This window comes from Streptomyces sp. 8K308 (assembly GCF_004348315.1).
Classification (GTDB): Bacteria; Actinomycetota; Actinomycetes; order Streptomycetales; family Streptomycetaceae; genus Streptomyces.
In genome coordinates, this window is the sequence record NZ_SMKC01000027.1 from 24,202 (window position 1) to 39,240 (window position 15,039).

The window sequence follows — 15,039 nt, forward strand, 5'->3', positions numbered from 1 at the left end:
TGCGGCCTATACGGGGCATCGATGTCTGGTCATGGACCCCCGAACGTGTGGCCCGGTTCACTGTGGCGCGAAGCCGGCGCGCGCCGACGGCGCTCGGTGCTCGCGCGATCAGGGAGGCCGCAATGACGCAAACCCGGATACCGAGCGAGCGGGACAGGCCGCGGGCGGCGCGGCGAGGCCGTGGTATCGGCAGTTGTACGTCCAGGTGCTCGTGGCGATCGTGATCGGCATCGTGTTGGGCTGGCGGTGGCCGGACGTGGGCACCGCCATGGAGCCGATCGGCACGACGTTCATCACCGCGATGAAGATGCTGATCGGCCCGATCGTGTTCCTGACCATCATCGGCGGCATAGCGGGCGTGGCGGACCTGAAGAGGGTCGGGCTCACCGGGCTCAAGGCGCTGACTACTTCCAGGTCGGCACGATCGTCGCGATGGCGGCGGGGCTGGTGGCGATCAACCTCTTCCGGCTCGGCGAGGGCGTGCACGCCGACCCGTCGGCCCTGGACACCTCCGGCGACGCGGGCGAGTACATCGAGGCGGGCGAGCGGCAGCAGTGGTGGGAGTTCCTCACCCACATCGTGCCGGACAGCTTGTTCGGCCCGTTCGTCGAAGGCGACGTCCTCCAGGTGATCTTCCTGGCGGTGATCTTCGCGATCGCGCCGAAGGCGGTGGGGAGGGCCGGGGAGCCGATCATCGAGGTGGGCCGGCTGACCGAGGTCGTCTTCAAGGTCCTGTCGTACGTCATGAAGGTCGCGCCGCTCGGGGCCTTCGGCGCGATGGCCTACGCCATCGGGCGATTCGGCCTGTCCACGCTGACCAGCCTGGGTTCGCTGATCCTTCTCTTCTACGTCACCTCCGTCGTGGTCGTACTCGGCGGCGTGCTGGCGGCGTACGTGCGGCTGAACATCTTCCAGCTCTTCCGCTACTTCAGGGAGGAGTACCTGCTGGTCCTGGGCACGTCCACCGCCGAGCCGGCGTTGCCGGGGCTGATGCGGAAGCTTCAGCACCTGGGCGTCGAAAGGTCCACCGTCGGTCTGGTGGTGCCCACGGGCTACAGCTTCACCTGGACGACGCGGCGATCTACCTCTCCCTCGCCACGCTGTACATCGCCCAGGCCACCGACACGCCGCTGTCCGTGCCCCAGCAACTCGGGCTGCTCGCCGTCATGCTGCTGACCTCCAAGGGCGCCGCGGCGTGGCGGGCGGCGGTTTCATCGCGCTCACCGCCACCCTCTCCACGGTCGGCACCGTGCCCGCCGCCGGCATCGTGCTTGTCTTCGGCATCGACAAGTTCATGTCCGAGTGCCGGGCCCTGGTGAACTTCTCGGGCAACGCCGTCGCCACCCTGTTCATCGCCCGCTGGGACGACACGCTGGATCTGGCGCCGGCCCGCGAGGTCCTCGCGGGCAGGGCGAAGGAGCCGCCGGCAGCGGCGGAGGCGGTGGGGGAAGAGAATCGGCCGGTCATGACTCGGAACGCCGAGGTGGCGTCCTGACGGCGTCCGTGCTGGCCACGCCGGACAGGTTCAGGGGTTCCCCCGGCGCCGACGACACGGTCCACGCCGTCGCCCGGCGGCCGGTAGGTTGGCCCCCCACCGCAGCCGCATCCCAGAAGGACCGGGAGGCACCCTTGGACGCCCGGCAGCTCGAGTACTTCCTGGCCATCGTCGAGCACGGCGGATTCAACAGGGCGGCCGCCGCGCTGCACGTGGCTCAGCCCTCGTTGTCGCAGGCGATGGCGAACCTGGAGGCCGACCTCGGGGTGGCGCTCTTCCACCGCGTCGGTCGGGGCGTCGTGCTCAGCGACGCGGCGCTGGAACTGTTGGAACCGAGCCGGCGTGTGCTGCGGGACCTGGCCGCCGTGCGGGACACCGCCGCCGCGCTCGCCGGGCTGCACGGCGGCACGGTCGAGGTGGCCACCATGCCTTCGCCCGGCATCGAACCGTTCACCACGCTCGTCCGCCGCTTCGCCGAGGCGCATCCTGCGGTGACCGTGAGCGCGCGGGCCGCCTTCACCCCCGACGAGGTCCTGACCCTGGTCCGCGGCGGCGCCTGCGAGCTGGGCCTGCTGGGCTCCGCCACGCCCGTGCGTCCTTCGGGTCTCGACGTCCTGCACGTCGAGGACCAGCCGTTCGTGGTGGTGGCCATGTCCGGTGGAGAGTTCGAAGACGACGTCATGGTCAGGCCGGAGGACCTGGCCGGGCAGCGGCTCGTCGCGTCCCGGCCGGGCAGCCTGATGCGCAGCCTCGTCGACGGCATCACCGCGGACGGCTCAGGCACCAGGATCGTGAGCGTCGTCGACCACCGCACGTCGATTCTGCCGCTGGTGCTCAGCGGGGTGGGGGTCGCGATCCTGCCGTCCTCCTGGACCCGGCTGGCCCGCCGTTGTGGCGCCGTCGTCGCGCCCGTCGAGCACGCCGCCCGGCTCCACGTCGCGATGGTCAGCCTGCCCGCGCACCTCACCCCGGGCGCACGGGCCCTGTTGACGCTGACCCGCGCGTACGCCCGGCGTGGGAAGCCCGAGGCCGAGGAGGCGTGACACCGATCGGCCACGCCTATACGTCGCATCGAAAGCAGGTCTTGGACGCGCCACGGCCGTCCTGTGTTGACTCAAACCGACCACACCCAGCGAGCCGGAGGCCCCCATGACCGCGCCCCACACGTTCCGCATCGCCGCGATCCCCGGCGACGGCGTCGGCAAGGAGGTCGTCGCCGCCGGGCGAGCCGTCCTGGACGCCCTCGCCGAGGACTCCAGTGGCTCGTCGAGCCCCTTCGCCTTCTCCTGGGAGGAGTTCCCCTGGGGCTGCGAGTACTACGAGCGCACCGGCACCATGATCGACGCCGACGGCCTCGAGAGGCTCAGGGACTTCGACGCCATCTACTTCGGCGCGGTCGGCTGGCCCACCGTCCCCGACCACATCAGCCTCTGGGGCCTGCGCCTGAAGATCTGCCAGAGCTTCGACCAGTGGGCCAACGTCCGCCCGGTCCACTTCCTGCCCGGCATCACCAGCCCCCTGCGCAAGGCCGACGACACCGACCTCGACTGGGTCGTCGTCCGCGAGAACAGCGAGGGCGAGTACGCCGGCCTCGGCGGGCGCAATCTCGCCGGCCGCGGCCCCGGCGGCGAAGTCGCCGTGCAGACAGCCCTGTTCACCGAAATCGGCTGCGAACGCATCATGCGCTTTGCCTTCGACCTGGCCCGCACCCGGACCCGCCGCAAGGTCTCCAGCGTCACCAAGAGCAACGCCCAGCAGTACGGCATGGTCCTGTGGGACGACGTCTTCAGGCGCGTCGCCGCCGACTACCCCGACGTCGAGACCGAGAGCGTCCTGGTCGACGCGATGTCGGCGAAGTTCGTCCTGCACCCAGAGGACCTCTCGGTCGTCGTCGCGTCCAACCTCAACGCCGACATCCTCTCCGACCTCGGCAGCGCCCTGGCCGGCAGTCTCGGCTTGGCCGCCAGCGCCAACCTGAACCCCGACCGCCGCTTCCCCAGCATGTTCGAGCCCGTCCACGGCTCCGCGCCCGACATCGCCGGCCGCGGCCTCGCCAACCCCATCGGCGCCGTCGGCAGTGCCGCACTGATGCTCGACCACCTCGACCTGTCCCACCAGGCGGCCCGGCTCCACCGAGCGATCGAAGCGACCACGTCCGCGTCCATCCTCACCAGGGACGTCGGCGGCACCGCCACCACCGAGGACGTCACCAAGGCCCTGATCGACGCGCTGAACGCCTGACGACGGGGCGCCCGCCGAGCTCCAGCGCGGTGGCCACGGCCGCGGTCCGCGTCGCTCGTGGCGCGCACGCCCCGGGCCACGCCGGGCGCTCCTGAGAGGGTGTACCGCATGGCCGACATGGTGGAACTCAGACAACTGCGGTACTTCCTCGCGGTGGCGGAGGAGCTGAGCGTCACGGCGGCGGCCCGGCGCTTCCACATGGCGCAGCCGGCGCTCAGCCAGGCGATTACCAAACTGGAGCGCCAGCTGGGCGTGGCCCTCTTCGACCGGGCGGGTGGCCGGCTGCGCCTGACCGCCGCCGGCCGGCTGCTGGTTCCCGAGGCCGGGGCCCTGGTCGAGCGGGCCCGGGAGGTGACCGAGCTCGTGCCCCGCGCCCAGGGCCCCGAGCCGACGGTGCTGCGCGTCGGCTCCATCACCTCCGCCGTCTCCGGGCTGCTGCCCCGGGTGCTGCCCGCCTTCCTCGCCGCGCACCCCTGGGTGGTGCCCCGCGTGTCCGAGCTGGGGCAACGGGCACAGCTCGCGGCTCTGCGGGCGGGCGACATCGACCTCGGCGTCTGCCGCCTGGCCGGCGCCGAGCCCGGCACCGGTGCCGAGGTGCTGCCACTTTTCGACGAGCCGCTGCGCTGTGCCGTGCCCGCGAGCCACCCGCTCGCCGCCTGCGGGCCCCTGTCGTTGGGCGAGCTGGCCGGGCGTGACCTGGTCGGGTTCCCGCGCTCGTTGGCGCCGGTGGCCTACGACACGATCGTCGCGGTGTGCATGCGGGCCGGGTTCTCGCCGCGGTTCGGCCACGAGGTGCACAACGACCAGGCCATCCTGGGCCTGGTCGCGTGCGGCCTCGGGCTCGCCCTGGTGCCCGAGCTGACGACCCGGATGACGATGCCGGGCGTGGTCTACCTGCGGATCGTCGAGGAGTACGCCGTGACCCCCCTGTCGGTCGTGGTCAGCGCAGCGGGCCCGCCGGAGGCGGCGCTGCTGCTGCGCGAGGCACTCAGCCGGGCTTTCCCGCCGGCCGGGTGAGGAGCCGGGACGCCGTCATGTTGGCGACATCGAAGCCGGTGCCGCGCTCCAGGGTGAGCTCGGCGGCGATCTGGCCGAACGCCGGGGCCAGCTTGAAGCCATGTCCTGAGAAGCCGGCCAGCACCACGGCGCGGTCCGTTCCGGGGAGTCGGTCCACGACGGCGGTGCGGTCCCGCGTGTAGGCGTCCAGGTAGACGGCGTACCTGACCGGGTCGGGGTGCAGCCCTGGCAGCAGGCGGCGCACCGCCTCGCCCACCGGGCGCAGCCTGGCCTCGTCGAAGTCCCGCGTGAACGACTCGGGCCCCGGCAGGTCGCCCCACGCGTCGGCGAAGCCGGTCTTGACGGACATGCCGTCCAGCATCGGCACGCCGAACAGGTGCGTGCCGTCGGTGTCGCGGATGAACGCGGGGAACCGCTCGGGGGCATACGGCGCCGGGTCCGTGGGGGCGAACCAGGTCAGGACGATCGGCTTGACGGTGAGGTGCCCGGCCAGGGAGGGGACGAGCCGCTCGGTCCAGGGGCCGGCGGTGAGGACGACCCGGCCGACGGTGTACTCCGTGCCCGCCGCGGTGATCAGGACCCGGTCGTCCTCGGGGCGCACGCTCTCCACCGGGGTGTGGTCGAAAAGCCGGGCGCCGTGCCGGCGTGCCTGGCCACAGGCGGCCAGCACGGCGAGTTCGGGGCGCAGCACCCCGCCCATCGTGTCCAGGACGCCGATCTCCCCTTCGCGGGGCAGGTGTTGCGGGTACCGGGCGGCGAGCTGATCGTGGTCAAGGATTTCGTGGTCGAGGCCGTGCTCGTCGACCGACCGCCGGACGTTGCGCATGGGCGGCAGCTTGGGCAGGCCGATGGAGAGGCAGCCGGTGGCGTGGAACAGCGGCAGACCGCTCGCCGCCGCCAGCTCCGTCCACAGCGCCCTGGCGCTCCGGAGCATCGGGACGTAGCCGGCGCCCTCGTGGTAGGCCATGCGGAAGAGCCGGGACTCGCCGGCCGAGGCACCCCGGTCGTGGGCCAGTCCGTACCGCTCGAAGCCGAGGACCGAGGCCCCCGTGCGGGCGAGCCGCCAGGCAGTCATGGATCCCATGGCTCCCAGGCCGATGACCGCTACGTCGGCGTCCATAGAAGCTTCCTTCGGTTCGAGGCGTTCTCGGGGGGGGTGCGGGCGAGTGGGGCCGCGGGGGTCAGGAGGTTCGTTGGCGCACGGTGTCGGGTGCGGCGGCGCCGGTCGATCGCCGCCAGCCGCCGCGGGCGAGGAGTAGCGCGGCCGCCGTGGCAAGCAGCCCGAGCGCGGTCCAGCCACCGGCCAGGGCCCACGCCGCACCGGCCGCGACGATGGTGGGGGTGAGCGTGACGGTCAGGGTCTCGATGGGGGCGAGCGGCAGGTAGGCGAGGCCGAACTCGTCGAGGGTGCGCGATTCCAGCTTCGGGTCGCTCATCCGCAGCAGGGCGATGCCGGTGGAGACGGACCCGGTGGCCCAGCCCCAGGTGAACAGCGCCCGCTCGAACCAGTCACGCTCGAACACGCGGGGCGCGACGACCAGGAAGAGCACCAGGCAGACGGCAAGACCGAGGACGAAGAGCAGGATGAGTGGCGAGACGTAGTCGGCGACGAAGCTGGGCACGATGGACGCGATGCCGCAGACGATCAGCACGTCGGTCGCGGTGCCGGAGACACTTCTGATCGTTCGTGGGTCGACGTAGTGCCAGGCCGGGGTGCGGCTGCCAGCCAGCCGGAGCAGCAGGCCGACGACGAAGGCCAGCGCGAACACCGGAACGGCGAAGTCGGGGTAGAGGTCGCCGGCCCACTCGGCTAGTCCGTAGGCGGCCGCGGACACGGCGGCCACCAGCGACAGTTGCAGGGCCAGCGGCTCGATGGAGACGGCGGAGGTGGTGGCGGTGCCGGTCGAGGTGCGGTCGGCGGGTTCCCTGACGAGGCCGGAGCGCAGTTCCTCCGGGAGGCTGGCGAAGGTGCCCACGCCCTTGGCGTGGCCGCGGCGCGCGCCCCAGTTGGTGATCACGATGCCGCCGACGATTCCGACGAGCATGCCGACGGTGGCCGAGGTGAATCCCAGGGAGCTGGCCTGCTGCCAGCCGTCCTCCTCGAAGGCCGAGCCGAGCGCGGCGGCGGTGCCGAAGCCACCGGCCCAGCCGGCGAACAACAGCGTGCCGAACGCTTCAGGAGTGCCCCACATCGGCCCGAGGAATATGAGCGCGAAAACCAGGCCGAGGCCGACCTGGATCGTGTAACTGCCGATCGAGTAGAGCGAGAAGGAGCCGGTCGATTTTCCGAACGTGCCGAATCCGGAGTCATTCGACAACGCGAGGCACGCGAACACGATGACGATCAGCACGGAGGCGTAGGTGCCGAGTTGGTCGGAGAACGGCAGGAGGTCGAGCGCCTCAGGGCCGAGCAACAGCCCCAGGCCGCCGGCCAGCACGCTCGACGGGAGCATCAGGCGCTGGACGATCACCAGGCGCGCGCGGAGCAGGGCGCCGACGACGAGCAGTGCCGCGACGAGTCCCGCATCGCCCAACAGCGACCAGGGGGTGTATTCCATCCGTTTACTCCTCCGCCACGCGCCTTTCCCTTAGCCAGGATTTCTATCAGCAGACGCGCGACGAGGGAAAGGGAACGGCCTATACGAACAGCCGGATAAGGCTATATGCGGCGGTTATGGCGGGAAATACTGACGGGCATGTCATCGACCGGAAACATCGGTGTGCCAGCTGGCGCACCGCCACGCGCCTGGCCAGGCCAGGCCACTCAGCACCCGCGATCCGCGAAACGTCGTCGCGTCGGCCCGCTCACGGGGCGGGGCAGGATGGCAACCTGTGGTCGGCGTAGGTGGACTGCCACACGGCGGGGTGTTTCAAGCGACCATTGACGAAAGAGCCGCACTCCATGGCCCCGGTCCATGAGCGGCCGTCGGGGTGGTGGACGACTTCATCGAAGCGCGGCCGCAGGCCGTGCTCGGCCAGCAGGTCCGCCACGATCCCGTCGAGCCGCTCACGGTGTTCCTGGGCCGGGCCCCTATGTACGCCTCGCGGACCTCTTCGGGCTCGCCGGCGAGGACCTGATCCATGCCGCTCGCGGATGTACCGCTTGAGGTTGACGTGGTCCATGAACACCTCGCTCACGCCCGCGTCGACGAGCCGCTCGAAGAGGGCCTCCAGGAGCTCGGGCTGGGTGGCGAAGTGGGGCAGGAGCGGGCCGAGGAAGGCATATGTGGGGATGCCGGCGTCCTTGAGTTCCCCGAGCGGGTGCAGCAAGCAGTAGGCGCAGCCCAGTACGCAGCGGTGTAGGGGGTGATGACGCCGTCGTTCGATATCCGGCCGGCCGCCTGCCGCGCTCCGACCGGATCACCACTCCGGCGGATCGGCCGCGTCAGCGGAGCGCCGAGAGCAGGCCAGCCGGTGGGCATTCGTCCGGTCGGTGAAGGCGAACCCGACCACAGACGCGCCGTGCGTGTCGATATGGTTTTGGACTCGATCTCAGCGCCCGTACAGTGCCGCAGCTGGCCCTCGATCACCGCCGGCTGGTGTCTGAGCCAGGGGTGTCTCTTCAATCATGAGTGTCAGGTGCGGCCGGAGGTGTCTGCCCCCAGCCGTGCTCGACCGACGGGCGGCATCTGTCGGGATCGTCGCCCGCGCTGATGAACAGTGCGGTCAGCATGGGCACGGCGTGGGCGAGCGCCTGGGGTGGCAAGGGGCCTGTGGTGACGAGTGAGGCGAGTCCGTGACCGATCGTCCAGCTCTGTGTTGCCAGGTCAAGCGGGTCCACGTCGCCATGGAAGCGACCGGCCGTCTTGGCCCGTTCGACGGCGCGGACGAGGAAGTGCAGGGCTTCGTCCGCCGCATCGGCGTCCTCGAGTTCGAAGCCCGCGTCGAACATGACGCGGTACAGGTCGGGACTCTCCAGCGCGTTGGCCAGGTAGGCGGCCCCCAGGGCGGCGAGGTCTCGCACCGGGTCCGTGGTCGTCGAGACGGCCGCGAGTTTGGCGGCCAGGCGGGTGAAGCCTTCCTGCCGCAGTGCTTTCCACAGGCCGTCCATGCTGCCGAAGTAGGTGTAGATGGCCATCGTCGACACGCCGGTTCCGGCGACCAGTGTGCGGAGTGTGACCGGGTGCCGGTTCCGGAGCATGTACGCGGCCCGGTCCAGCAGTTGGGAGCGGACAGTGGGGTCTTTCATCCTGGCCATGGCGCCACAATACATAGCATCGCTATACTTTCGCGGAACACTGATCTTGTCGCCCTTGACGCCAAGGAGTCCCAATGACGATGTCAAGCCGCCGTCGTGACCGGTGGGGCGGAGGTGAACGCCCGGTTGTCGCGCAGGAGTGCCCACAGAACGCTGGCCCGTCACCGCGCCATGGCGATGACGGCCCAGACCTGAGCCTTCCGCTTGCTCACTCGCCCCTCCTCGCAACGTCCGGTCTGCCGTCGGCCCGAGGAACACCCCGCTGCCATCTCCGTAATCAGCGACCGCACGAAGCGCGCACATCTCAATCAGCAGCCAGGGCGCCCCGGAGAGCCGGACGGCCACTCCTTGGAAGCCACTGAAGGCAAGAAGCCATAAGAGTTTGTCTCATGTGGTGATCTTGGCCAGCTTCTTGTAGCAGGTCAGAGCCGCTGCGAGTCCGAGGAAGGCCAGGAAGTGTGTGGCTTTCCGTTCGTATCGGACGGTGAGGCGGCGGTAGCCGAAGAGCCAGGAGATCGACCGTTCGATCTTCCAGCGGTGTCGGCCGAGGCGTTCGCTGGACTCGATGCCTGGCCGCGCGATGCGCGGGACGATGTTGCGGCCGCGTAGCCACCTCAGGTGCTCAGCCGAGTGGTAGGCCTTGTCTGCACGGAGCTTGGCGGGGCGGCGCCGGCGCGGACCGCGCCGCGACCGGATCGCGGGTATGCCCAGGATCAGCGGCAGCAGGGCTTGACTGTCGTGGGCATTGGCACCGGACACACCGAGCGCCAGAGGTAAGCCCTGGGCGTCGGAGAGGACGTGCAGTTTTGGTGTCCGGCTTGGCGAAGCGGAACTCCTTGCCGTACTTCGGTGGCCTGCCGCCTTGGCGCGGCGAGACCCACGGCGTGGGGACGGGCTTGCGCATCACCCGGTCCGACCGCAGCCGCCCGAGGACCTCCACCGGCAGGCCGTCCAGGAGGAAGGCCATGCGTGGGGCGTCGTAGCCGGCGTCGAAGACGACGAGGATGTCGCGGTCGCCCTCGCGCCAGCGGCCTGCGGCGATGAGGTCCTTCACCACCCGGCGGACCTGGCGGGCGGTGACCTCGGCGACGATCGTCCTAGGGCCCGAGACGGCGTCCAGCAGCTGACACCACGAGGTGCGGCCCGACTCCAGCGCGGCGACGAACGAGTACGGCCACCCGGGGATCATCAGGTGCTGCTCCCGGCTACGGCCGTACTCGTGGCAGAACAGCCGATTCGCGCTGGTAGGGGCATCCGGCCGGAGCCAGTTGCTCACGTCCACGGCCAGCACCAGCCGCCCGTTTGCGGCCTCGGGCTGCGACACGCTCGCCAGCAGTCGCCGCAGCCCGTTCGTATCGATCCGCCCGCGGTTCAGCGCGTCATACATCGCGCCGGTGCTCAGCCACCAGCGTCAAGTCCACCGGAGAGATCACGGGGCCGTCCGCGCACAACAACGCGTCGGCAAGTTCGAACAGCTCGTCCCCCGTGCGGTCAGGCAGGCATAGAAGTCGTCCCGGAAGTGTGACGCAAGAGTGGACGGCTCCCGCTGGGCGTCGTGATGCAACAGGGTCATTCCCCAACGGCCTTGGATCTGGTCATGTGTGCCTTTGGTCGGAGCACAGAATCGGACGAAGGCCGTATTCACAACCGGCGATCCCACTCCGAGAAATCACGTGCGGGCAGCGTTCGGGACTCTTCGTCCCGGGGCCAGTTGGCCTGGCTGGGAGTCCGGGGCGCCTCAGGCCAGGGACTCGAAGTATGCCTTCTGCGCCGGGTAGTAGTCCTCGAAGTCGGGCCGGGGCTCGCCTGTGCGCGCTGCGGTGAGCATGTCTAGGTAGTACTCCCAACCCGGGCCGGTCTCGCCGAGGTGCTCGGTGGAGGCAAGGTGATGGACCAGGCGGAGCTCAGTGGTGCCGCCGGTCTCGGCAAGTAGCAGCTCCATCGGCCAGGAGCCGGCCTCGTCCTCCATCGCGACGGCGAGCCGGTGCGGTGGTTCGCAGGCTTCGATCCGCATCGGGCACCAAGGCGCCGACTCCTCGAACGTCATCTGCACCTCGACGGTGCGGCCGGGCGCCGGCTGGCCGCGCCACGGGCCGAACCAGCGGGCGGTGCGCTCCGACTCAGTGACACTCGCCCAGACGTCGTCGACGCGGGCGCGGTAGGTGCGGGTGAGGATCAGGTCGTATCCCGTTGGCGTAGGTACGAGCCGTCCGGTGGGCTCAAGGGTCATGCCGTGTCCTCCTGGGAGTGGTGCGTGATGCACGGGGTGCTTGTGGGCTCCGCCCGGCTTCGGTCCCGCCGGGTGCGGTGGACCTCGGTCTCCAGCGCTGCCAAGCGCTGCGACCAGTCGGACCGCTGAGCGTCGAACTGGGCGAGCCATCTGGCGAGGTGGCCCAGCCGGGAGTGGACGAGCGAGTAGCGCCGGTGGCGTCCGACCTGCTCGTCCCTGACCAGGCCGCTTTCACGCAGCACGCGCAGATGACGACTCACCGCAGGCCGGCTGATGGTGAACGGTGCAGCGATCTCGCCCGCCGTCAGCGGGGTGTGGCACAACATGACCAGAATCTCCCGGCGCACCGGATCAGCGATGGCATCGGCCACCTCGGTCAGTTCGTCCACCCTTGAAGCGTAACCTACAGGTTACGCTTCAAGCCAGCCCTCAACCTTGGCTTCAAAGCCTGATAGGCCCACGCCGAGGCATCGCACACAGGCCACCCCCTGTCACCATGCGTGACTTCCGAGCGCGTCAGCACAGGCGGCGCCTTGAACGGACGTTAAAAAGCAAGCTGAGCCTGCGCGGCCTCCTGGAGGGAGCGGCGCAGGCTCATGATGGCGGGCTGACCACCATGATTCACAACGCCGCCGATCGGTTCACCGCCCCTACGTCTCCTGGCTTGTGTTCACCCGGATCGAGGCGTGTCCCAGAGATCACAGTTGTGGGCGGTACTCAGGTCGATCGTCTCCGTGTCGTCCGGGGTCAGGCTGAGCGCGCCGTCGGGACTGTCGGTGGTGCCGAAACGGGGCCAGGGTGGGCTGTCCGTGCCGTTGGGGTCGCCGGTGCGGATGAATCGAGTCCGGGCTGATGAGTTGGTCGGCTAGGGGCTGTTGCTCGGCGGTGGGTTCTGGGTGGTCGGGGAAGTCGAACAGGTAGCTGATCTCTGCTCCGTGTGCGGTGGCGGGTCGAACGTACCCGGGGAGTGGCTGCCCGCTGGGGGGGCGGCGCTGAGGGGTCGGTGAAGACGTAGGCGTAGGTCGGCGCCTCGCGTGCGTAGGTGGCGGGCGGACTCCCTCGTGGGGCAGATCCAGTCGCGGTCGCTGAACACCCGGCTGGCCGCTGCGGTGGGCGAGGGGAAGTCTCCTACCGGGTAGCGTCTTTCAACGTCGGACGCGGCCTGGTCGAAGGCGATGTCGAGCAGCTCTGAGTACTGGTCGGTGGTGATGCCCTCGGGATAGGCGGTCAGGATGAACTCGACGTGCTCGTCCCGGGCGTTGCCCCGGAGGAGCGGAACGGCGGCCTGGCTTCCCTCGGCGAACGCCCGGGCCGGTTCCGCCGGTACGAGGTCGGTGCCGTAGGCGACGAGCGGGGACATCATGGTGTAGGGCAACAGCTCGTCCGCGGGCTTCTCGCGCAGGCAGGCCACGTCCGGGCAGGACAACTCCTCGGCCAGTGCCTGGCCGGTGCCCTGGATGGTGCTGATCGGGTGCCAGGACGATATGGCGTCGACGCCCTCGCCGATCGCGCCCGCCGGATGGCCGGTCAGGCAGGACCCGCTGTGCACGATCGCCCGCTGGAACAGCCCCTCGGCCGCGGGCGAGGTCATGAGGGTGCAGGCGCTCATGCCGCCGGCGGACGCCCCGGCCAGGGTGACCTGTGCCGGGTCGCCACCGAGCTCGGCGATGTTGTCGCGGACCCAGCGCACCGCCGCTGCCTGGTCCTGCAGTCCGAAGTTACTGTCGTTCCCGAGCTCGGAGTGTGCGAAGAAGCCGAACACCCCGAGCCGGTAGTTGACCGTCACGACCACGACGTCCCCGGCCTCGACCAGTCTGGTCGGATCGTGAATCGAACCGGCGCCGGTGACGAACCCGCCGCCGGGCAGCCACACCATGACCGGCCTTCCCGCGCCGCCGTCGGCCGGGGCGGTCACCTCCAGGGGCAAACAGTCCTCGCTCCGCGGCGTGTCCGCCGGCATGTCGGGAGCCTCCGGCTGCGCGCACACCGGCTCCGCGGCGGTCGCGTCCCTGATACCCGTCCAGGGGCTCGCCGGCTGCGGCGGCTGCCACCGCCGCTCACCGAGCGGCGGCGCGGCGTAAGGGATGCCAAGGAACCGGCGTATCCCATCCTGCTCCACCCCTCGAACGCTGCCCGAGGTCGTCATCGCCGTCGGCGCCGGCTCCCGGTCATCCTCCGGCGGCGAGGAGCATGCCGCCAGCGCGGACACCGTGGCCAGCGGGCGAGCAGCCACGCGATCGATCGTCGCGCGCCGGTCACACGCCCGTGCCCGACTTCTTCGCGGCCTCGCTCGCCCACCGGGCGAGCAGTGCGCCGGCGACGGCCATCAGCGCATAGCACGCCAGTCGAACGCCGGAGCCACCGGGCGTCCAGCCGAGCACCCCTGCGTTGTCGTGGTCGACCAGCAGGCGGATGCCGCCCTGGGCCCCGACCGCTAGCAGGACCATGCCCACGACCAGCCCCGTGATGTCCCTCGCGCTCATGCCGCTCCCCTCCCTTTGTGGTTCAGTCGAACCATAACAGCTTTCTGGTACGATCGCACCACAACGTTGGGCGGGGTGGGATTCCGCAGCGGCGTGAAGGAGCGGACGGCATGCCTCGACAGGTGAACCACGAGCAACGCCGTCGCCAGATCGCCGAGGCCGTGTGGCGGCTGGCCACCCGGCGCGGTCTCGAGGACGTCACCCTGCGGCAGGTCGCCGCCGAGGCCGGCGTCTCGGCACGCCTCCTGCAGTACTACTTCGGCACGCGTGACCAACTGCTGCTCGGCGCCCTGGAGATCCTCAACACCGACGCCGAACGTCGGGCCCGCGAGCGCCTGGAGGCCCTGGGCGAGAACCCGGGTATGCGCGCGCTCGTGCGCGGCGTGCTGCTGGAGATGCTGCCGCTGGACGACGAACGCCGCAGCAGACACGTGGTGTACGCGGCCTACTTCGTCCGCTTCCTCACCGAACCCGCCCTCGCCGCCGTGGCCCGCGAGGCACCCCCCGCCCTCGAGGACTTGATCGGCGGGCTGATCACCCAGGCTCAGGAGCTCGGTCAGGCTCGGCCCGACATCGACCCCATCGCCGAGTCCGCACTTCTCCTCGCCAGCGCCGAGGGACTGCAGACGACCGTCCTCCTCGGTCAGCGCAGCCCGGAACGGGCCATCGAGCTGCTCGACCACCAACTGGACCGCGTCTTCACCGAGACCACCGACGACTGACCGACCACCTGCGGTCGACGATCGCCCGCCTGCGCCGGCCCAACCGCTCGCTGGACCGGCCTTTTCGGCGGGAGGCCAGCGAACCGCTCATCGTAAACAGGCTGAACGCCCTCTCGGGTTGGTCCTCTCGGCGGCATGCACCGTCATCCCGGTAACGGGCGGGTGCCCAGGCCGATGACCGGCAACGGAGAGGCGGTGCCGATCAGTCCCGGTGGCGAGAGTGAGAGAGACCTGTTGTGCGGACGTCGGCCAGCCGCGGTTCCCCGACGATCTGGCGGAGCTGTTCCGCGGCGCTGGTGCCGCCGACGGCGCCGTAGGAGACGAACCCGGCGTCCCTGTTCATTTGGCGTACACGTGGTCGAGGGCGTTCTTGAGCACACGCCGGGGATGCTGTGGTTGTACTCGGGCGTGACGATGACGTACCCGTCGAAGGGGTGCTCGTTCTGGTTCTGGCCCGTCGACGGGGCAGCGACTCGTCGAGGTGGGGCAGGGGGTGATCGCGCGGATCGACCAGTTGGCGGTCGGCGTCGCCGCGCCGGCGGGCGATGCCGTGCACCTACGGGGCGACCTGTTCGCCGTCGCGGTTGGGGCGGGTACCGCCGGCGGGTGGTGGCATGCCGGACGGTGGGTGTCGGCGAACTGCTGTCCGTGGG

13 protein-coding genes and 3 pseudogenes are annotated in these 15,039 nt (G+C 70.2%); 6 read left to right on the forward strand and 10 right to left on the reverse strand.

Features of this window, described 5'->3' with window-relative positions:
• The first annotated feature begins 31 nt into the window (after positions 1–31).
• The 5 genes and pseudogenes from E1265_RS06750 to E1265_RS06765 all read left to right on the forward strand — a co-directional run bounded on the left by E1265_RS06750 (position 32) and on the right by E1265_RS06765 (position 4,753).
• Positions 32–1,176: pseudogene (locus E1265_RS06750) on the forward strand (cation:dicarboxylase symporter family transporter).
• Between the two features lie 19 nt (positions 1,177–1,195).
• A complete protein-coding gene (locus tag E1265_RS40225; RefSeq protein WP_279571409.1) occupies positions 1,196–1,495 on the forward strand; it encodes a cation:dicarboxylase symporter family transporter in 300 nt (99 codons plus the stop codon).
• A gap of 134 nt (positions 1,496–1,629) precedes the next feature.
• Positions 1,630–2,538, forward strand: a complete 909-nt coding sequence (locus tag E1265_RS06755) for a LysR family transcriptional regulator (RefSeq protein ID WP_132929301.1) — start codon at positions 1,630–1,632, stop codon at positions 2,536–2,538.
• A gap of 106 nt (positions 2,539–2,644) precedes the next feature.
• Positions 2,645–3,736: a tartrate dehydrogenase gene (locus E1265_RS06760; RefSeq protein WP_132929302.1), complete on the forward strand. Its 1,092-nt coding sequence runs from the start codon at positions 2,645–2,647 to the stop codon at positions 3,734–3,736.
• 108 nt (positions 3,737–3,844) lie between these two features.
• Positions 3,845–4,753, forward strand: a complete 909-nt coding sequence (locus E1265_RS06765; protein ID WP_132929303.1) for a LysR substrate-binding domain-containing protein — start codon at positions 3,845–3,847, stop codon at positions 4,751–4,753.
• Here the strand turns inward: E1265_RS06765 and solA are convergent.
• From solA to E1265_RS06820, 10 genes and pseudogenes are all read right to left on the reverse strand, one after another.
• Positions 4,725–5,873 carry an N-methyl-L-tryptophan oxidase gene (gene solA / locus E1265_RS06770; protein WP_132929304.1) on the reverse strand — a complete coding sequence of 383 codons (1,149 nt, stop codon included), beginning with the start codon at positions 5,871–5,873 and terminating at the stop codon, positions 4,725–4,727. The two genes, E1265_RS06765 and solA, sit on opposite strands and share 29 nt — an antisense overlap.
• A 61-nt stretch (positions 5,874–5,934) precedes the next feature.
• Positions 5,935–7,311: a sodium:glutamate symporter gene (locus E1265_RS06775; protein ID WP_132929305.1), complete on the reverse strand. Its 1,377-nt coding sequence runs from the start codon at positions 7,309–7,311 to the stop codon at positions 5,935–5,937.
• Positions 7,312–7,558: 247 nt separating this feature from the next.
• Positions 7,559–8,023 carry a hypothetical protein gene (locus E1265_RS06780; protein ID WP_243740580.1) on the reverse strand — a complete coding sequence of 155 codons (465 nt, stop codon included), beginning with the start codon at positions 8,021–8,023 and terminating at the stop codon, positions 7,559–7,561.
• A gap of 292 nt (positions 8,024–8,315) precedes the next feature.
• Positions 8,316–8,831, reverse strand: coding sequence for a TetR/AcrR family transcriptional regulator (locus tag E1265_RS06785; protein WP_243740581.1), 516 nt, complete (start codon positions 8,829–8,831; stop codon positions 8,316–8,318).
• A gap of 507 nt (positions 8,832–9,338) precedes the next feature.
• Positions 9,339–9,758, reverse strand: a pseudogene (locus E1265_RS06790) (IS5 family transposase); the annotation flags it as partial.
• Position 9,759: 1 nt separating this feature from the next.
• Positions 9,760–10,524 (reverse strand): annotated as a pseudogene (locus tag E1265_RS06795) (transposase); the annotation flags it as partial.
• Between the two features lie 165 nt (positions 10,525–10,689).
• Positions 10,690–11,181: an SRPBCC family protein gene (locus E1265_RS06800; protein WP_132929306.1), complete on the reverse strand. Its 492-nt coding sequence runs from the start codon at positions 11,179–11,181 to the stop codon at positions 10,690–10,692.
• Positions 11,178–11,570 carry a metalloregulator ArsR/SmtB family transcription factor gene (locus E1265_RS06805; RefSeq protein ID WP_132929307.1) on the reverse strand — a complete coding sequence of 131 codons (393 nt, stop codon included), beginning with the start codon at positions 11,568–11,570 and terminating at the stop codon, positions 11,178–11,180. Before E1265_RS06805 ends, E1265_RS06800 begins: the two co-directional genes overlap by 4 nt.
• 476 nt (positions 11,571–12,046) lie before the next feature.
• Positions 12,047–13,414, reverse strand: coding sequence for a carboxylesterase family protein (locus E1265_RS06815; RefSeq protein WP_132929308.1), 1,368 nt, complete (start codon positions 13,412–13,414; stop codon positions 12,047–12,049).
• A 22-nt stretch (positions 13,415–13,436) separates the two neighbouring features.
• Entirely contained in the window at positions 13,437–13,664 is a 228-nt protein-coding gene (locus tag E1265_RS06820) for a hypothetical protein (protein ID WP_132929309.1), read from the reverse strand.
• 110 nt (positions 13,665–13,774) lie between these two features.
• Between E1265_RS06820 and E1265_RS06825 the strand changes: the two genes are divergently transcribed.
• A complete protein-coding gene (locus E1265_RS06825) occupies positions 13,775–14,386 on the forward strand; it encodes a TetR/AcrR family transcriptional regulator (RefSeq protein WP_132929310.1) in 612 nt (203 codons plus the stop codon).
• Positions 14,387–15,039 lie beyond the last annotated feature (653 nt).